Genomic DNA, 21324 nt, shown 5'->3' on the forward strand with positions numbered 1-21324 from the left:
GTGGAGAGGAACAACGGCGAATGGACCCCAAGTCCGCCACCGGCAGTCTGCACGTCACCCCCGACGAGGTGCTCACCTTCGCGAGGGTCACCGGCGACGCCAGTCCGCTGCATGTGGACGCGTCGTACGCGCGGCGGACACCCTTCGGGGAACCTGTCGCGCACGGACTGTTGTGTCTGTTGAAGGTGATCGCGGGAGTCCCGCCGCTGGCCGGACGGAAGCTGGCGGCGTTACGGTCCCGCTTCTCGGGGCCGGTGCTCCTCGGCCAGGACTATGCCTGGACGGCCGAGGAGACGGCGGTGGAAGGGGAGGAAGGTTTCGTCAGGCTGATCCTCCGGGTACTCGACGGCCGGCGGACACTGATCGAGGCCGAGGCGGACTTCGTCGTCGGAGAGCTCCGGACCGCTCCCGCGAAGGCGGCGCGCCCGAAAGCGGCGGCTGCCGCCGCCGTGACTCCGCTGGAGGACCTCTCGGTGGGCCAGGTCATCGGCACGGCCTACCGGCCCGACTGGGAGGCCCTCGCGGCATTCCTGACGGAACTGTCCCTGTCCGAGCACGGCGTCGGAGCGGAGCACGTGGCCGTGCTCGGCTGGGCCAGCCATCTCGCGGGGATGGAGGCGCCCGGACGCGCGGCGATGATCAGCGGCTTCGAGATGGAGTGCGGTGAGACCGCGGGACGCCGAGGCTTCACGGCGAAGGCCGAGATCGCCGCGGTGGACGAGCGATTCCGAACCGTCCGGCTCGCGGGGGAGGCCGTCGCCGGCCGTCTGGAAGCTCGTGTGACCCTGCGCGTCGTCGCGCGGCGCGAGGCCGCGGCACCGTCCGCCGAGGAAGTGCGCCGGCTGCTGGGTGCCTGGGCGGTCGAACGGCCGTTGGCCGGCCGCTCCGCGTTCGTCACCGGTGGCAGCCGGGGCCTGGGGGCCGCGCTGGTCCAAAGCCTGGCGATCGCCGGGTGCACCGTCCACACGGCGTTCCGGCACGGCAGGGACGAGGCGGAAGCGCTGGTGGCCGCCCTGGGACCGGACGGTGCCCGCATCCGTCTCCACCAGGGCGACGCGGCCGATGCCGCCTGGTGCGCGGACGCACGGGCGGAGATCGAGGCCGAGACCGGACCCGTGGACCTGCTCTTCCTGAACGCGGGTCCCCCCGCGCACCCGTTGGACCTCCACACGAACGCCGTGACCCGGGCCGGGGAGCACGTCCGCCGCGGACTGGAACTGGCACAGGCCCCCCTCACCGCCTTCGCCGAAGGCATCGCCGCCCGCGGCGGCCGCGTCGTGGCGATCTCGTCGGCGTACGTATCGGCTCCCCGCCGCGGCCTCTCCCACTACGTCGCCGCGAAGCACGCGGTCGAGGGCCTGGTGCGGACGAGTGCCGCGGAGTACCCGGGGACCGGTGTCCTGGTCGTCCGGCCACCGCGTCTCGCCACCACCTTCGCCGACAGTGTCGTCGGCGCGGACGACGCGCTGGCCGTGGAACCCGTCGCGGTGTCGATCGTGCGCCGGATCGTCGGCGGCGAGCCGGGAACCGTGGAGGTGATGGAGGACTTCTCCGCGGTGACGGGCACCCCGGAGGTGAGCGAACGCGTCGAAGCGGTCAGGGGCGCGACGAGCCCTTCCGGGGTTCTCGCCGTGGCCGGTACGTTCACCACCGACCCCCTCCACCCGATCCTCTCCCACTGGACCGAGCGGCTCGGTCTCGACCTCGAGGTCCGGCTCACGCCCTACAACCAGGTCTTCCAGGAGCTCCTCGACCCCGCGAGCACCTTCGCCGGCAACCGGCGCGGCTGCAACATCGCCCTCGTCCGGCTGGAGGACTGGCCTGCCGGAACCGAAGGGCACCGCACCTTGGACGAGTTCGCGGCAGCCGCCACCGCGGCCGCACGGCGCGGACCGGTGCCCCTCCTCGTCGCGCTGTGCCCGCCCTCTCCCGGAGCAGAGACCCGCAGAGGGCCGGAACTGGAGGAGGCGGAGAGCCGGCTCCGGACGGCTCTCGACGGGGTGCCGGGCCTCCACGTCCTGGGCAGTGGGGAGTGGAGCGGCGCGTACCCCGTCGCGGAGCACCACGACGCCGCACGCGAGGAACACGCTCACATCCCGTACACGCCGGTCGCCTACACGGCCTTGGGAACGGCGCTGGCGCGCAAGGTCCACTCCCTTCTCGCTCCGCCTTTCAAGGTACTGGTGCTCGACTGCGACAACACCCTGTGGAGCGGGGTGTGCGGCGAGGACGGCTCTCGGGGTGTCGGGATCGGCCCCGGCCGGCGGCGTCTCCAGGAGTGGGCGGTCGAGCTGCACGACCGCGGCGTCCTGCTCTGTCTGTGCAGCAAGAACGAGGACGAGGACGTCGACGAGGTGTTCCGGCAGCGGACGGACATGCCCCTGCGCCTCGAGCACATCGCCGCCCGCCGGGTGAACTGGGACCCGAAGCCCGACAATCTCGCGGAACTCGCCCGGGAACTCGGCCTCGGCCTCGACAGCATGGTCTTCCTCGACGACAACCCCGTGGAGATCGCCGCGGTCAGAGCCGCGCACCCCGAAGTCCTGGCATTGCCCGTGCCCGGCGACGAGAAGGACCTGCCCGCGTTCCTCGACCGGCTGTGGGCCTTCGACCGCGCCGACGTCACCGACGAGGACCGGCAGCGAACCGCCATGTACCGGGCGGCGCGCGACCGCGAGGCCCTGCGCGGCTCGTCCACGACCCTGGCGGAGTTCATCGCCGGGCTGGATCTGCGGATCGACGTCCACGAAGCGCGCCCGGAGCAGCTGCCCCGAGTCGCCCAGCTCACCCAGCGCACGAACCAGTTCAACCTCAGCACGGTCCGCCGGTCCGAATCCGAGCTCCGCACCGTGCTCGACGAGGGGGCCCGGTGCTGGGTGGCCGAGGTCGCCGACCGGTTCGGAGAGTACGGGCTGGTCGGCGCGGCCATCACCCGGCTGGACACCGAAGCCGTGGTTCTGGACACCTTCCTCATGAGCTGCCGGGTGCTCGGCCGTGGCGTGGAGCACGCCTTCCTCGCGGCCGTCGCCTCGAAGGAGGCCGAGGAAGGCGGTCCCGGCACGCTGGAAGCGGTACAGCGACCGACGGCGAAGAACCGCCCCGCCCGCCTCTTCTTCGACGTCGCGATGGGACCGGGCACGGCGCATCCGGCCTCTGGCGAAGGAGCGGTCGTCCACCGAGCGGCCCTCACGGAGCTCACGCGGCTCGCCTTCCGCCCCGACGGCGCCGAGGACTCCCGGGACGCCCCGCAGGACACCGGAGCGTCCCCGACCGCCCGGGCGCTTCCCGGGGAGGGGAAGGCCGCGGACCAGGCCGGCGCGCAGGAGCGCGTCGCGGCTCTGGCAGAGCTCACCGTCGACCTCACCGACGCCACGGCGCTCCACCTCGCCGTGAACGGCGCCCTCGGTCCTGTCACCGCCTCCACCGTCGACCCGGCGGGCCAGGAGGGCGCGGAGACCCTCGACGCCGTCCGTGCCGTGCTCAGCGGGCTGCTCAGGATGCCGCGCGCCGAACTGCGCCATGACACGACGCTCGAGTCGTTGCGTCTGGAGTCGTTGCAGATCGTCGACGCCACCGTGGCTTTGGAGGAACGGTTCGGCCGACTGCCGAAGACTCTCTTCTTCGAGCACCGCACGCTGGGAGCACTGGCAGCGGCGATCGCGCCCGCCCCCTCGGTCTCCGGGCAGGCCACCGCCACCGTCCCGAGGCCGGCGTCGGTCGTCGCCCCGGCCCCTCGCCCCTCCGGTCGGCGGACACCGGAGAACACGGTGCATCCCGACCGCGACGACCGCATCGCCGTGGTCGGGATCGCCGGACGCTATCCCGGAGCGGCCGACGTCACGCAACTGTGGCACAACCTCGTGGCAGGCACCGAATCGCTGGGGGACGCGGCCGAACGCTGGGGCCGGTCCGACCTCGTGGACCCCAAGGGCGGACCCGACAGGACGTACACGTCCGCGGGCGGGCTGATCGAAGGCGTCGACGAGTTCGACGCCCTGTTCTTCAACATCGCGCCCAGCGAGGCGGAGACCATGGATCCGCAGCAGCGAATCTTCCTCCAGGTCGCCTACCATGCCCTGGAGGACGCCGGACACACCGCTGCGAGCCTCGGCAGGAACGTCGGCGTCTACGTGGCCTCCATGGGCCCCGACTACGCCGTGCTCAGCGCGAACGCCGCGCTCGACGGCCTCAGCCGGTACCCCAACAGCGACCTGTACCAGATCGCCAACAGGGTCTCGTACTTCCTCGACTTCACCGGACCGAGCATCGCCGTCGACACGGCCTGCTCCGGTTCCGGTGTCGCACTGCAACTCGCGTGCGACGCCCTCCGAGCGGGCACCGTGTCCGCCGCGATCGCGGGTGGCGTCAACCTGATCCTGCACCCGGCGCGCCGCATCCAGTACGCGCAACTGGGCATGCTGTCCCGCACCGGTCGTTGCCGGCCCTTCGGAGCAGGTGCCGACGGCATGGTCACGAGCGAGGGCGTGGGCGCCGTACTGCTGCGGCCGCTCCGCGACGCGCTGGCCGACGGCGACCACGTCTACGGTGTCATCAGGTCCGTGGGCACCAACAGCGACGGTCGCACCAACGGGTTCACGGTCCCCAGCCCCGACGCCCAGGCCGCCCTCATCGGCGACACCCTCCGGCGGGCGGGAGTGGATCCCGCGACGATCGGTTACGTGGAGGCCCACGGCACGGGCACACCCCTCGGTGACCCCATCGAGATCCGCGGCCTGAGCACGGCCTTCGGCCCCCACCTGCCGGCGATGTCCACCCCTGTCGGAAGCATCAAGGGGAACATCGGCCACACCGAGGCCGCCGCCGCGGTCGCGGGACTGACCAAGGTGCTGCTCCAGTTTGAGCACCAGACGCTCGTGCCGTCGCTCCACGCCGACGAACTCAATCCGCACATCGACTTCGACCGCACCCCGTTCCTGGTGCAGCGGGCGGCGACGGACTGGGGGGCCGGACGGGACGGAGCCCCACGCCGGGCATCACTCAGCTCCTTCGGCGCGGGCGGCGTGAACGTCCACATGGTCCTGGAGGAGGCGCCCGTCCCCACGCCCACCGAGACCGCGTCCGACAGCGGGATCCATCTCATGGCGCTGTCCGCACGGGACGACGAACAGCTGCGGCTGATGTGCGGGCGCCTCGCCGCCTGGCTGCGCGGGCCGGGCGAGCGCGCATCGCTCGCGGACGTCGCGTACACCCTGCGGACGGGGCGCGCCGAGTTCGCCAGTCGCCTCGCGATGTCGGTCGGCGACCGTCGCGCGTTCCTCGGTGCCCTCGACCGTCTCGCAGGGACGAGCGGCCCCCTCGCCGAAGCCGCGCGGGACGTCGGCGGCGGCGTGAGCTACGGTCGGGCCGCTGCCGGCACCGGACTCGCCGACGTCTTCGACGGCAGTTCCGGCATGGTCGAGGTGCTGTGCGGTATCGCGAGCCGAGGCGATCTGGCAGGGCTCGGTCGGCTGTGGTGCCAGGGAGCGGCCGTCGACTGGACGTCCGTATTGCCCCGGGCGGGGCAGCAGCGGGTTCCGATGCCCGGCTACCCCTTCCGGCGTACGCGCCACTGGCTGCGCGAGCCGTCGACGACGACTGCGGCAGCCCCGATGCCCCCGGCGACGACCGACACCTCCCCCCTCACGTACTACGCCCCGCGATGGGTGACGGAACCTGCCGCTCAGGGCACCCTTCCGGACGGGCCCGCCGTCGTGGTCATCGGTGGCGACCCCTATGGGGGCACCGGCGCGGACCGGATGGTGGCCGACGTGTCGGACATCCGCCCGACCGACTTCGACGATCGGGCCCTGGTCGTGATCGACCGGCGCGGCATCGACACCCCGCGTCCCCAAACGGATCGGTCGGCCGCTCGCGAGACGGAGGCCGTGCGCACCCTGGCGCGCCTGGCCGACGCGGGCCGCGAGGTGACGTACGCCTGCGTCTCCCGCGTCGGCGAACAGGACCCGTTCAGCGCGGTCGTCCCCGGATTCGGACGGGCGCTCGCACGAGAGATCCCCCGCTTCAGGGCCATACGCGTAGAGGTCGCCGAAGGCGCGGCTGATCCGATGCTCGCCCAGGTGCTCGCGGAGGTCCCGCAGGGAACGACGGAGGTACGGCTGCACGGCGCGGAGCGACAGCTCCGGCGCTGGGCGCCGATCGCGGCCGAGCCCGGATCGGCCCCCGCCTTCAGGGAAGGCGGCCACTACCTCGTCACAGGAGGCGGTGGTGGTATCGGCACCCTCCTGGCCATGTATCTCGCCGAGCGGTACCGGGCGTCGGTGACCCTGACCGGACGCTCGCCCGCAACGCCCGGGATCGAGCGACTGCGGGCCGCGGTCCGCGCTCACGGCGGTGATCTGCTGTACCTGCGAGCCGATGTGACCGATGCCTCCGGGCTGGCGGACTGCCTCGCTTCCGCCCGTGCGCACCACGGACCGCTGCACGGCGTGATCCACGCGGCGGGCGTCCTCCACGACGGGCCGGCGAGGGACAGGACCGACGCCGAGACCGCGGCCGTGCTCGCGCCGAAGCTCATGGGCACCGTGCTGCTCGACGAGGCGACGGCAGGGGACGATCTGGACTTCTTCCTGGTGATGTCCTCGTTCGTCGGCACCTTCGGCAACGCGGGCCAGGCCGCCTACTGCGCCGCCAACCGCTTCCTCGACGCCTTCTGCGAGCACCGCACGGCCCTCACCAGGGAAGGGGAACGGCGCGGCCGGTCGGTGTCGGCGGTGTGGCCCCTGTGGGAGCACGGAGGCATGGCCATGCCTCCCGCCGTCCGGCGGCTGATCGAGACGACCGTGGGGCTGACGGCGATCGACACGGACGCGGCCCTGCGGGCCATGGAGGACGTCATCCGACTCGGGCAGCCGACCGTGTTGATCGGCTGCGGCGACCCACAGCGGATCAGCGCCGCGTTGGCGGCCCTGGAGCCGACCACCGGCGTGGTCCACGAGCGAGCCGCCGCCCCGGCCGGCGCGGTGCCGGACGACGGTGCGGACCGACGGGTCTGGCTGCGCGACTGGTTGCGGCGGGAGGCCGCCGCCCTGGCCAGGATCCCGTACGCGCAGGTGGACACCGCCGTGGAGTTCGGGGACTACGGGTTCAACTCCATGCTGTTCACCGACTTCGCGAACCGGCTCAACGAGGAGTTCCGACTCACCCTGACGCCCGTCGTCTTCTACGAAGCACCCACGGTCGACGCGCTGGCGAAGGAGCTGTGCGACCGTCACCGGGAGACGTTCGCGACGGCCGCCGCCGTCGCGGGGCCGGAGCCGGAGACCACGGCCACGGCCACCGTCCACCGGGCGGACGGCACCGAGGCCCCGGAATCCCGGGAGGAGTCGGAGACCGGGGCCGGCCGACCGCGGCCCATGGCGATCGCGGTGATCGGCATGGCCGGCCGTTTCCCCGGCGCACACGACCTCGACAGCTACTGGGACCACATCATGGCCGGTCGTGACCTGGTCACCCAGGCGCCCGCGGGACGGTTCGGCGACACGCGTCCCGCCGGAGGCTTCCTCGAGGGCATCCTCGCCTTCGACGCGGCCTTCTTCGGGATCTCGCCGCGCGAGGCACGGCTGATGGACCCCCAGCAGAGGCTGTTCCTGGAGGAGGCGTGGCACGCCCTGGAGGACGCGGGCTACGACCCGCAGGCCCTGAGCGGCAGCCGGACCGGGGTGTTCGTGGGGGCGACACTCTCCGACTACACGGAGCTGCTGTCACGCGGCGAAGAGGCGGTGGCGCCCCACAGCATCACCGGCCACGTCCAGAGCGTCATCGCCAACCGCCTCTCCTACCTGCTCGACCTGCGCGGCCCCAGCGAGGTGATCGACACCGCCTGTTCCAGCTCGCTGACCGCTCTCCACCGCGCGCTGGGGGCCATCGAGACGGGGGAGTGCGAGCTCGCCGTCGCCGGCGGCGTCAACGCCCTCTTCTCACCGGACTGGTTCGCGTCACTGAAGAAGGCCGGCATGCTGTCGGCCACCGGCCGATGCTGGACCTTCGACGAGCGGGCCGACGGCTTCGTTCGGGGCGAAGGCGTCGGCGTCGTCGTCCTCAAGCCGCTGGACCAGGCTCTCAGTGACGGCGACGACATACGCGCGGTCATCAGGGGCAGTGCCGTCAACCACGGAGGACGGGCCCACTCGCTGACCGCTCCCAACCCGGACGCCCAGGCGGACGTGGTCGTCGCGGCGCTGCGCCGCGCCGACTTCGCCCCCCGCACCGTGTCGTACATCGAGACCCATGGCACCGGTACGAAACTGGGCGATCCGATCGAAGTGGCGGGGTTGACCAAGGCGTTCGCCAGGCTCGGCGCGGTCTGGGACACGCCGTGGTGCCAACTGGGGGCGGTGAAGGGCAACATCGGCCACCTGGAGTCCGCGGCCGGCATGGCCGGTCTGCTCAAGATCCTCCTGGCTCTCCGTCACCGGACCCTGCCTCCCAACGCCGTGGGAGACCGGCCCAACCGGCACCTGAACCTGACCGACGGGCCGTTCGAGGTCCTTCTGGAGGCGCGGGAATGGCGTCCGGTGGACGCCGCGGACGCCCCCCTGCCGCTGCGGGCCGGAGTGAGCGCCTTCGGATTCGGCGGTGCCAACGCCCACGTGGTGGTCGAGGAGCCGCCGGCGGCCCCCGTGTCCGAGGCCGGGCGGGTACCGGTCCTGACGCAGGAGGACGAGCAACTGATCGTGCTCTCCGCGACCGACGCCGACCGCCTGCGGGAGTACGCGAGGCGGCTGCGGGAGACCGTCGCGGAGACGGCCCCCGTGCTGGCCGATCTCGCGTACACGTCCAGGGTCGCCCGCGGTGCGCTTCCGACGCGCCTCGCCGCCGTGGCCTCCGACCGGCACCAGCTGCTCGCGCAACTGGACGGTTACCTCGCGGGAAAGGCGCCGTACGGCCTGTACACCGGCGAGGACGGCACTTCGCAGCCCCCGGCCGCGTCCGGGCTCCACCGGGCGGCGATCCGCTGGGTGGCCGGCGAGGCCCTCACCGAGCCGGCGGACCCGGCCCGGCGTCGCGTCCGCTTCCCGGTCTATCCCTTCGACCACTCGACATCCCACGGGCCGGTACTGGAAGGGGGCGGCGACATGGAACACGACGCACCGGTCACCGCGCAGGCGGACGGAGCCGCGCACGTGCCCCAGTTGATGGGACGGCGCTGGCGACCGGCCCCGGCGGCCGTCGTGCCGCTCGACGGACGGCCCCTCTGCCTCCTCCTCGTGGGACGGGACGCGGGAGTGTCCTTCATGGAGGGGCTCGCGGGCTTCGAGAGCGTGCGATGGGTGGTCGCCCGTGAGCCCTCCCCGCTTCCGGCACTGGCACCCCACCAGTACGAGACGGAGTTCGACGACTACGAGGCCGGGCGGCGGATCGCGGAGCGGATCCTCTCGGGACACGGCCCTCTGCACGCTGTCATCGACCTCGTGGACGCTTCGGGCGGAGCCGTACGGCACCGGGAGCGCGCTCGTATCGGGTTGCTCCAGACGCTCGTCGCCGGCGGTCGTGCCGATGAGCTGCGCCTCGTGCACGTGCGGCGGGTGGACACGACCGAGGAAGGATCGGACGCTGCGCTGAACGGGGCCCGGTTCGCCGCCCTGGTGAGGGCGATCGGAGCGGAGTACGGTGCCGTCCGCGCGGTCACGGTGGAGACCGACGGCGCACGCGACGACCTGGTGGACATGCTCGACCTGGCCCTCCGCGAGGTCGCCGCCGTGGGTGAGGAACCCGAGGTGCGCTACCGCGAGGGCGCCCGCCAGGTGGCTCGGCTCGCACCGGTCGAGGCTCCCCGGCCCGCCGGGGCCGGCCGCCTCGGCGCGTTCGCGATCACCGCGGACAGGCCCTATGTCATCACGGGCGGCACGGGGGGCCTCGGTCTGGCCGCGGCCGAGCTGCTCGTCGAACGCGGCGCCCGGAAGCTGGTCCTGGCCGGCCTGCGGGCACTGCCCCCGCGCCACCGCTGGCCGGACGCCCCCCCGGACGCCTGGTGGGCGGAACGGGTCGCTGCCGTCCAGCGCCTGGAGGCCGCGGGCGCCGAGGTCATGCTCCACAGCGGCTCGCTCACCGAGCCCTCGGGAATCTCCCGGTTCCTGTCCGACGTGCGCGTCCGGTTCGGCCGGCCCGCCGGCGTGCTGCACTGCGCGGGTGCGGTCGCGCCCACCCGGGCCTTCATCCGCAAACGGCTGGACGAGATCCTTGCCTGCTGGGAACCGAAGGGGACCGGGCCCGCGGAGCTGGCCCGCGCCCTCGCCGAGGACGAGCCGGACTTCGTCGTCCTCTACTCGTCGCTCTCCGCTGTCGTGCCCCGACTGGCCGTCGGACTCACCGACTACGCCAGCGCCAACGCGGCCCTCGACGCCCTCGCGGCCCATGCGGCGCGTCACGGCGCCGGGCGGGGGGCACGCACGCACTGGCTCGCGATCGACTGGGGCAGCTGGGCCGGGGCCGGCATGGGAGAGGTCACCAGCCCGCGCTACCGCGAGCTCGGCCTCTCGGCGCTGACCCGTGACCAGGGACTCGCCCTGCTCGACTCGGCGTTGTCGGTGACAGGACACACCAGCCTTGTCGCGGTGACGGGCCACCCGGGTGTCGCCGGGACGTTGCTGGAGTCCGGGGAGCCCGAGCCCGCCCCGCCCGGGGTCGGCGGAGCGGAGGAGCCGCAGGGCACACGGATTCCCTCCGCGCGCTCCGAGGACCTGGTCCGGCGGTGCGTCGCCCACATCACCGACGTGCTCGCCGAAGCCCTGTTGCTCGACCGTGGGAAGATCCGGCCCGAGGCCGCCTTCGTCGATCTCGGCATCGACTCCATTCTGATCGCCGGCATCGTGGGCGCCCTGGAGCCGCTGACCGGAGCGCCGCTGGATCCGTCGGTGATTCTTGAGCACCCCAGCGTCGCCCGGCTCGCCGACCACCTCTGCGAGCGGTACCCCGAAGGCCTCGCCCACTGGGCCGGTACGGCCACGCCCGTCGCCACCCCGGCCGCGTCGTCCCCCGGCGCCCCGACCACGACCCCGACGGCCATGCCCCTCGCGGTCGTCGGCATGGCGAGCCGGTTCCCCGGCGCGGCCGGCACGGCGGAGTTCTGGGAACTGCTGCGCCAGGGCCGTTCCGGCGTGCGGGAGGTGCCCCGCTCACGCTGGGACGTCGCGACCCTCTACTCGCCAGAACACCGGGACGGCAGGAGCATCAGCAAGTGGGGCGGGTTCCTGGAGGGGATAGAGGACTTCGACCCCGGATACTTCGGGATCCCGGGCGACCACGCCGCTCATGTGGACCCGTTGACGCGGCTGTTCCTGGAGACCGCCGAGCAGACGTTTGCGGACGCCGGCTACCGGGGCGACGAGCTGGCCGGTCGGCGGGTCGGGGTGTTCGTCGGTTCGGGCACGAGCACGTACGGCACCCGGATCGCGGTCCCGCACCGGGCCACGGCCACGGGGCTCAACCAGAACTTCATCGGCGCCCACCTGGCACACTTCCGCGACCTGCGGGGGCCCAACCTCGTGGTCGACACCGCGTGCTCCTCCTCCCTCACCAGCCTCTACCTGGCCCATCAGTCCCTGCAACTGGGCGAATGCGAGATGGCCCTCGTGGGTGGCGCCGACCTGATCCTCGACGAGACCCCCTATCTGTCGCTCAGCGCGGCGCGTGCGTTGTCGCCGGACGGGGCCTGCCGCGTCTTCGACGCCGGCGCCAACGGCTTCGTACCGGGTGAGGGGGTCGGAGCGGTGCTGGTCAAACCCCTGGACCGAGCACTGGCGGACGGCGACCGGATCCTCGCGGTCATCGAGGCCACGGCCATGAACAACGACGGCCGCACCATGGGCCTGACCACCCCGAACCCGGAAGCACAGCAGGCCGTCGTCCGCGACGCGCTCCGCAAGGCGGGGGCGGGTGCCGCGAGCGTCTCGTACGTGGAGGCGCACGGCACCGGAACCATGATCGGTGACCCGATCGAACTGAGAGCACTCACCGGAGTCTTCGGCGAGTTCACGAGCGAGCGAGGGTTCTGCTCCGTCGGCAGTGTGAAGTCGAACGTCGGGCACCTCCTCATGGCGGCCGGGATGGCGAGCTTGCACAAGGTCGTGCTCTCCCTTGTGCACGGGGCTCTGCCCCCGACGCTCCACTGCGACCGGCCCAATCCCCGGTTCGCCTTCGACACGTCGCCGTTCCGCCTCCAGACGGAGCTGGGGGAGTGGCGCCCCCGGCACGGGGTCCGCCGCGCGGGCATCAGCGCGTTCGGCTTCGGCGGCACCAATTGCCACGTCGTCGTCCGCGGCCTGACGGACGCCGAACGCGACGCGCACACGGCGCGACGGACGCCCCTGCCGGCCCCCGTCTTCCGGCGGCAGCGCCACTGGGTCGAGCGGCCTGCGGCCGCGGGCCCCCGGACCGAACAGCACCCCCGTCCCTTGCTCGAGCTGGAGGAACTGATCTAGCCATGGCGGAGAATCGAAGTGCGGAGCGTTCCGAGGACATGCTGCTCTTCCTCGCCGGCCGACGAGCGGCGACGACCGTCCGCGCCGAGGACGACGCGGTACGGGACCACCTCGTGCACGCCGTCCCCGTGCTGCCCGGCGTGTTCCTCCTCGATCTGGTGCTGCGCCTGGTGCGCCAGGCGGGCGTCGACCCCGCCGATGTCGAACTGCGTCGCATCACCTTCCTGGCTCCCGTCGTCGGAAGCGAGGCCGGGCGCAGGGTCGAGGTCCGGTTCGGGGACGCGGACGCCGGTGAAGCCCTGCCCGTCATCGTTCGCAGCCGCCCCCTCGACGCGGCCGAGGCGGACTGGGAGACCAACTGCCGGGCGGAGCTCCACCCCGTCTCCCCGGCGCTGCTGGGTCGGCGCATCGATCCCGACCGCCTCACGGCCCTCGCCACCGGCGTGGTCGACGTCGACGAGCTCTACGGCTTCGTGCGCGGACTCGACATCCACCACCGCGGTTTTATGAAGGCCTCGGGGGTCGTGCACGTGGGGGAGAGCCACGCGATGGCCCGGATGCGCCTCGCGGCCGAGGCGGAGCCGTACCTGGGACGGTTCCACGCCCACCCGGCGGTCATCGACTTCGCCACGCTGGTGCCGATGCTGCTCTTCCAGGAGACGCAGCGGTCCGCCGCCGACCACGCCTTCATCCCCATCTACGTCGACTCCTTCCACGCCACGGGCGGTGTCGGCGCGGAGAACCTCGTCCACGTACCGGGCCCGGTGGGCGGGCGGCTCGACGGGGAACTGTTCGAGGCCGACCTCGACGTGTGCTCGCCCGACGGCGTCGTCGTCGCCCGGCTGGGCGGTTTCCGGGCCAAGCGGATCCGTTCCGCCGACCTGATCACCGGCCTCCTCGGATCGGCCGACGGGGCACGGCCCCGGCCCGAGCAGGTCATGGTCCCGGCAGCCGCCGGGATCCCCTTCCACGGCGCTCGTACGACCGGCCTTCGCGAGGCCGTCGTCGCGCTCGTCGCGGCGAAGCTCGACCTCGACGCGGACGACATCGATCCCGGAACGGGCTTCTACGACCTGGGACTGACCTCGCTCGACCTGCTGGACATTGCGGGCTCCCTGGAGGACGGGCTGGGGACGCAGCTCTACCCGACCCTTCTTTTCGAGTACCCCACGGTCCGTGCCCTCGTGGACCACCTCCGGGAGCAGGGACATGAGACCGTCACCACGGAAGACCCGGAAGCCGGATCGGCCACGGCCACGTCCGGGGCCGGCCGTCGGTCCGCGGCGCCGGACCTGCGCGCCGCTGCCTCCTTCGTCGCGGCGGCCACCGGTCCCGTGGCCGGCGAGCCGCTGGCCATCATCGGCCTGGCCGGCCGTTACCCCGGGGCCGCCACCGCCGGCGACCTCTGGGACGTACTCCGCGACGGCCGGGACCGCGTCACCGAGGTCCCGGCCGACCGCTGGGACCACACGCCCTACTTCGACGAGCGGAGGGGGGTGCCCGGACGTACGTACGGTAAATGGGGCGCCTTCTGCGAAGGCGTCGCCGACTTCGACGCCGGCTTCTTCCACCTCACCGGGCGGCAGGCCGAGGTGATGGACCCGCACGAGCGGCTCTTCCTCCAGACCGCCTGGGAGGCGCTGGAAGACGCCGGGCACACGCCGGAGGGGCTGGTGGAACAGACCGACGGCGCCATCGGGGTGTTCGCCGGGACCATGTGGAACGACTACCAGCTCAACGGGCTCGACCGGCTCAGGGAAGGCGGCCCCGAGATCGCCGGATCCTGGTCCTCCGCGCTCGCCAACCGGGTCTCGTACACCTTCGACTTCAAGGGCCCCAGCCTTACGGTGGACACCGCCTGCTCTGCGGCCCTCACCGCCCTGCACCTCGCCGTCGAGAGCATCCGCCGGGGCGAGTGCCGGGCGGCCGTCGTCGGGGGCGTCAATCTCTCCCTCCACCCGTACAAGTACCTCCGGCTCGGTGAGCTCGGACTGCTCTCCGGCAGCGGCCGATGCCGGCCCTTCGGCAAGGGCGCCGATGGCTATGTGCCGGGCGAAGGAGTGGGGGCCGTCCTCGTTCGCCCGCTCGCCGACGCGCTCGCCTCCGGGGACCACGTCCACGGGCTGATCCGCGGATCCGCCCTGCGGCACAGCGGCCGGACCGGCGGATACTCCGTCCCCAGCCCGGACGCCCAGGCCCGTGTGGTGGCGGCGGCACTCGCCGACGCCGGTGTCCCGGCGAGCACCATCGGCTACGTGGAAGCGCACGCCAGCAGCACCACGCTGGGCGACCAGATCGAGATCGAGGCGCTCACGTCCGTGTACGGACAGCAGCACGGCGTCGCGCCCGGCTCCTGCGCCATCGGTTCGGTGAAGGGCAGCATCGGCCATCTGGAGGCGGCCGCGGGCATGGCGGGCCTGGCCAAACTGCTGTCGGCCCTGCGCCACCGGACCATCCCCGCGGGCCCCGACGTCGGTGAACCGAACCCGGACATCCGGTTCCAGGAGTCCCCGTTCTACCTGCCGGAGCGCCACGAACCCTGGAACGCTCCCGTCGATCCGGCGACCGGTGCCGCCGTGCCCCGGCGTGCCGCGCTGAGCGCCTTCGGCGCGGGCGGGGCGAACGTGCACCTCATCGTCGAGGAGTTCGAGCGGGCCCGGCCCCGGAGCGAGCCGGACGCCCGGCGGCCTCGCGCCGTACCGCTGTCGGCACGGACCGAGGAGCAGGCGCGGCAGCAGGCCGGGAGGCTCGCGGCCCATGTGAGGGCCCACCCGGACCTCCGCCTGGATGACGTGGCCCACACGCTCCGGACCGGGCGGCGGGCGATGGAGCACCGCTTCGTGGCCGTCGTGTCGACCCTGGGCGAACTGGCGGACGCCCTGGAGGACTTCGCGGCAGGACGACACCCGCGGGGAGCGGCACGAACCGGCCGGGTGCGCCCCGGCGCGGACGGCCCCTCCTTCGCGTCGCACACGGCCGACGAAACCGTGCTGGCCGAGCGGTGGGCGGCCGGGAGCACGACGGCCTGGCCCGTGATCGACGGCGCCGGCCGCACGGCTCTGCCGACCTACCCGTTCGCCCGCGATCGCTACTGGATCGGTGCCGGCACCCCCGCGGGGGCGCCGGCCGAGAAGCTTCCCTCCGGCACGCCGTCCCTTCCGGCCCGTGCGATGCTGTACGCCCCCCGATGGCGGCACGATCCGCTGCCCGTGCCCGCCGGAACCGGGTCCTTCGGCGAGGATGTGGTCCTCGCCTTCGACACGGACGACACACGCGTCGCCGAACTGCGATCCCTGTGCCGGCGCGTGGTGCAGGTACGACCGGGCATGTCGTACGCACGCGTGGCGCGTGACACCTACCAGCTGCAGCCGGGCGACGAGGAGCACTACCGGGCCCTCGCCTCCGACCTGCGGGAGGAAGGGGCCGAGCCGGCCGCGGTCCTGCACCTGTGGGCCCTGGCGGCGGGATCCCCCCGCCTGGAGGACACCAGCGGTCTGCTCTCCGCGTTCCTGCTCTGCCGGGCCTGGGCGCTCGGCCGCACCACCCCGCTGGCCGTCGTCTACGGCTACGCGAGCGAGGAGGAGAGCCCCGCGCACACGGCGATCGGAGGCCTCGCGCGCAGCGTCCGGCTGGAACAGCCGAAGCTCGCGCTGAAGGCGGTCGGCTTCGGCACCGGCCGGGCCGGTGCGGCCGTCCTGCTGGCCGAGGCGGCCGACGCGCTCACCGAGAGGCCCGACGCCCCGGCAGGAAACGCCGTTGAAGCACGTCACACGGAGTCGGGCCGTACCACCCTCGGTTTCGTCGCTCTCGCTCCGACCGTGCCGAGCGGAGGGACGGAGTGCCCGCCCCTCTCCCGACCCGGCGGCACCTACCTGATCAGTGGAGGCGCCGGCGCGCTCGGCCTCCACACCGCTCGACTCCTCGCGAAGACGGCACAGGTCTCCCTCGCGCTGATCGGACGATCGGCGCCCGGGCCGGACACGGATGCCGCCGTCGCCGAACTCGAAGGGCTCGGCGCCCGCGCGGTCTACCTGAGCGCGGACCTCACCGACCGGGAAGCCACGTTCCGGGCCGTCCACACGGTCGTCGACCGGCTCGGCCCCCTGACCGGGGTCGTCCACGCCGCCGGGATCGTGGACGACGCCCTGCTCGTCAACAAGACGATCGGATCCTTCACGGACGTCCTCGCCCCCAAGGTACGGGGCACCGCCCACCTGGACGCCGCGACGAGCGGCCAGGACCTCGACTACTTCCTCCTCTACTCGTCCGTCGCCTCGGCCCTCGGCAACGCGGGCGCCACGGACTACGCCGCGGCCAACCGCTACCTCGACTCCTTCGCCGCATGGCGCGAGGAGCGCCGGACCGCCGGGCGGCGCTCGGGCCGCACGCTCGCGCTCAACTGGCCGCTGTGGCGTGACGGAGGCATGCGCGTGGACGCGGCGGTCCAGGACCGGGTACTGGCCCGTACCGGATCACGACCGCTGGAGACGGCGGACGGACTGGCGGCGCTGGAAACCGCGTTCGCTTCCGGCGAGACCCAGGTCGTCGTGGTCCACGGGGAGCGGGACCTGCTGGAGCACCACCTGGGCGTCCTTCCGGAGACCCGGGACGCGCCGGAGCCGACGCGGGGAGCCGAGCGGGAGGAACTGCTCGGGGCCGCACTGTCGTACCTGGAGGACCTGGTGGGCGGGCTGCTTCGCGAAACCGGCGGGGTGGGGCCCGGCGGACCGGTCGCCGACACGGGATTCATGGAACTCGGCCTGTCGTCCGTGCGGATCGTCGACCTGGTGCGCCGTCTCTCCGACCGGCTCGCGGTCGACATCCAGCCGACCGTGCTGTTCCGGTACGCCGACGTCCGCAGGCTCGCCGCTCATCTGGTCGACGAGCACAGCGAGGCGGTCGCCGCCCTTCTCGCAGCCGGGTCCGGGTCGACGGCCGAGCCGAAGGAATCGGTGAAACCGGCGGAGTCGGCGGAGCGCCGGTCAGGGACCGAACGATCTCCCGTCGCGACGCGCCCCTCCCAAGGGCCGGCCGAGCAGCCCGTCGCGATCATCGGCATGGCCGGACGCTTCCCCGGCTCGCGGGACACCGCGGGGTTCTGGACCGACCTCGTCCAGGGCCGCGACCTGGTGACCGAAGTCCCCGGCGACCGGTGGGACCACCGGCTCCACCACGACCCGACGGGCACCCGGCCCTCCGGCACCGACTGCGGCCACGGCGCGTTCCTCGACGACGTGGCGCGCTTTGACGCCCGCTTCTTCGGCGTGCCCCGCGCGGAGGCGGAAGGCATGGACCCGCAGGCCCGACTCCTGCTGGAAGTGCTCTACGAGGCGGCGGAGGACGCGGGGGTCGCGGGGACCCTGAGGGGTTCGGCGACCGGCACCTTCGTCGGCCGGTGCTTCAGCGACTACGAGCAGGAGATGGCGAGCCGCGACCGGCTGCCGGGAGCTCACGACGTCACCGGAACCTCCGTCTCCATGGCGGCCAACCGGGCGTCCTACGCCTTCGACCTCACCGGTCCCAGCATCGTCGTCGACACGGCCTGCTCGTCCTCCCTGTACGCGCTGCACCTCGCGGTGAACGCGCTGCGGCGCGGCGAGTGCGACATGGCCTACGCCGCCGGGACCAACCTGATCCTCAGTCCCCAGCACTACCTCCGCAGCTCGGCGCTGGGCGCGCTGTCCCCGTCAGGACGCTGTCACACGTTCGACGCGCGCGCCGACGGGTACGTGCCGGGAGAAGCGGTCACCGCCGTGCTGCTCAAGCCGCTCGACCGGGCGCTGGCGGACGGCGACCCCGTGCACGCGGTGATCAGAGCTGTGGCGGTCAACCACGGCGGCCGAGCCGGATCCGTCACCGCTCCCAACCCGGCCCGGCAGTCGGAACTGCTGCTCAGAGCCTGGCGCGAGGCCGGCATCGAGCCGGAGACCCTTACCTACCTGGAGGCGCACGGCACCGGGACCAGCCTCGGCGACCCCATCGAGGTGGAGGCCGCCTCGACGGCACTGCGTCGGCACACGGGGAAGGCGGGATTCTGCGCGGTCGGCTCTGCCAAGGCGCACCTGGGCCATACGGAGGCCGCTGCGGGACTGGTCGGCGTGGTGAAGACCGTGCTGTCCATGCGCCACGGCGTCATCCCAGCCATGCCGTCCTTCGAGACACCGAACCCGTACTGCGCGTTCGAGGGCAGCCCGCTGTTCGTCAACACCGAGCCCCTCGCATGGAAGCCGGCACCCGGCGCGTCCCGCCGGGCCGGGGTGAGCTCCTTCGGCTTCGGCGGTGCCTACGCGCACGCCGTGCTCGAGGAGCCGCCCGCCAGGACCGCTCCCGCTCGGACGCCCCGACCGCTGGTGTTCCCGTTCTCGGCACGCGACGAGGACACCCTGCGCGAACTTGTCCGCAAGCACCGCGACTTCCTCGCCGACCGGCCCGACACCCGACCGGACCGGGTCGCCGTCACGCTGCGCCGCGGCCGCGAGGAGATGGCCTGCCGCATCGCCGTGCTCGCGGACTCGCTGCCCGGCCTGCTGCGCCAGCTGGACGTCTATCTGGGCGAGGAGACCGCCAGTCGTCGCCTCTACGGGGACGACCCCGTTCGCGCCCAGAGCCCCGAACTGGTGGAGGCGGCGCGGCAGTGGACGGCCGGCGGGCCCGCTCTGCCCCCGATGCAGGGAGAGGACGAGCTGCCCCGGCTCTCTCTGCCGACGTATCCGTTCAGTGGCGAGCGGTACTGGTTCGAGGACGCACCGGCCGCTTTCGCTCCCCCGTCCGCCGTACGGGCACCGGCCGGCACGGACGGGGCACCGTCGGCGGGACGGGACGGCGGAGCCGCCCCCGTGGTGGAGGCCGTCGGCGACTTCGTGTCCCGCAGCGGATTCTCCGGGCGCCGGGTGTCCCGGGGCATGGACCGCCTCGACGACCTCCTGCGGCGCTGGAGCCGGCACCTGCTCAGCGACGGGCCGGGCAGCGGCCTGCCCACGGCGGCGCGCCTGCGGGCACGTCTCGCCGACGAGGAACGGTACGGGAGGCTGGCGGACGCCCTGGCGCCCATGATCGGACGGGCCCCGTTCGACCCGGATCGCTGGTACGGAGCACCGGAGGAAGCGGGGCGGCTGGCCGCGGACGCGGCCGCGCTCGCGGCAGAGCACCCGGAACTGAAGCCCTGGGTCGACCTGGTGACCGCGTGTGTTCCCCGGCTGCCGGAGGTTCTCGCCGGGGAGGCGGACGCCCTTGAGGTGTTCTTCACCGCGGAGAACCCGGACCTGCTGCTGCGGATCTACGACGGCAACGACGTGGCCGACCACCACAACGAGATCGTCGCCCGGCTCGTGGCCGGCCAGGTGAGGGCACTGCGCGAGCGGCGGCCCGGAGAGCCGGTCCGGCTCCTGGAGATCGGCGGCGGCACCGGCGGTACGACTCGGCGCCTGCTCGACGTGCTCGCCGATCAGGGCGGTGCGGTGCGCTACCTGTTCACGGACGTCTCCCCGGCCTTCCTGCCCGCGGCCCGGGCCCGGTTCGCGGACACGCCGGTCTCCTTCGAGTGCCGCGTGCTCGACCTGGACGCGGACCCCGAGGCGCAGGGATTCGAGCCGGCGAGCGCGGACGTCGTGATCGCGGCCAACTCGGTGCACGCGACCCGGAGCATGGCCGACAGCATGGCCCGCATCCGCCGCCTGCTCGCTCCGGGCGGGATCGTGGTCCTGGAGGAGCTGGTCCGCAACCGGGACTGCATGACGGCCATGATCGGTCCCCTGCCCGGCTACTGGTCCAGCGTCGACCCGGAGGTGCGGCTGCCGCACTCACCGTTCCTGGACGTCGCCGGGTGGCGCAGGGCCATGACGGAGCAGGGCTTCGCGCGCACCTGGGCGCTGGGCTCTCCCGACCTCGACGAGAGCGAGTTCGACAACGCCGTCCTGATCGGTGAGGTGCCGTCAGGGCCCGCTCCCGGAGGAACGATCGCGGCTCCGGCCATGACGGCGTACGGCACCGCGGAGACGTCTCCCGGTGCGGTCACGGCCCCCGTCACCGCACCGCAGGCGGACCCGCCGGCCGGTGCCCGACCCACCGTCGTGGCTTCCCCGGACGCCGCCGACGTCACCTGGGTCCGTGCACGGCTGCGTGCGGTCTTCGCCCGGTTCTTCGGCGTCCCGGAGGAGGACGTGGACACCGGCGCCTCCTTCGACGGTTACGGAATGGACTCCCTCAGCGCCATCCAGCTGGTGCGCAGCCTGGAACCCGAGTTCGGGAAGCTGCCCAAGGTGCTGCTGTACGAGCACACGTCGATCGACTCCCTCGCGGACTACCTGGTCGCGCACGCGACCGTGCCGAGCCCGGAGACGGAGCCGGAGGAGGAGCCCGCCAGGAGCGGACCGAACGGACCGGACAGGGGGACGACGCAGGCGGAGCAGCCGGCCGTGGCGCCGGCATCCTCCCCGCACCCCTCCTTCCCGTCCACCGATCCGGTCGCCATCGTGGGGATGGCGGGACGCTTCGCCAAGTCTCCGGACCTGGCGAGCTGGTGGCGGAACCTGCGCGACGGGGTCCATCTGGTGTCGGAGATTCCGGCGGAACGCTTCGACTGGCGGGAGTTCTTCGGCGATCCGCACCGCAGCGAAGGCAAGGTGAACAGCCGCTGGGGCTCCTTCATCGAAGGCGTCGACCGCTTCGACGCCGACTTCTTCGGAATGACCCCGCTGGAGGCCGAACTGATGGATCCGCAACAGCGGATCATGCTGGAGACGGCGTGGAAGGCGGTCGAGGACTCCGGCCACCGCCCGTCGGAGCTCCGCGGGAGCCGGACAGGAGTTTTCGTCGGCGCCCCTACCGCGGCGACTCCGTCAACGGCTTCGACTTCACGGAGGAGGCCCGCGTCCCGGACCCCGAG

At 72.9% G+C, this 21324-nt stretch carries 1 protein-coding gene and 1 pseudogene; both read left to right on the forward strand.

Annotated features, from left to right (window positions below; translation table 11 throughout):
* Positions 1–20 precede the first annotated feature (20 nt).
* Entirely contained in the window at positions 21–12440 is a 12420-nt protein-coding gene (locus IE242_RS22945; RefSeq protein WP_189862152.1) for an SDR family NAD(P)-dependent oxidoreductase, read from the forward strand.
* 38 nt (positions 12441–12478) lie between these two features.
* A pseudogene (locus IE242_RS22950) lies at positions 12479–21214 on the forward strand (SDR family NAD(P)-dependent oxidoreductase); the annotation flags it as partial.
* Positions 21215–21324: the final 110 nt, after the last annotated feature.

The sequence above is a fragment of the Streptomyces poonensis genome, assembly GCF_014650915.1.
Lineage (GTDB): Bacteria > Actinomycetota > Actinomycetes > Streptomycetales > Streptomycetaceae > Streptomyces > Streptomyces poonensis.

What these genes read in the sequence shown, in the direction of transcription:
- IE242_RS22945 (WP_189862152.1), top strand. Translation starts at nt 21, where the DNA reads ATGGACCCCAAGTCCGCCACCGGCAGTCTGCACGTCACCCCCGACGAG.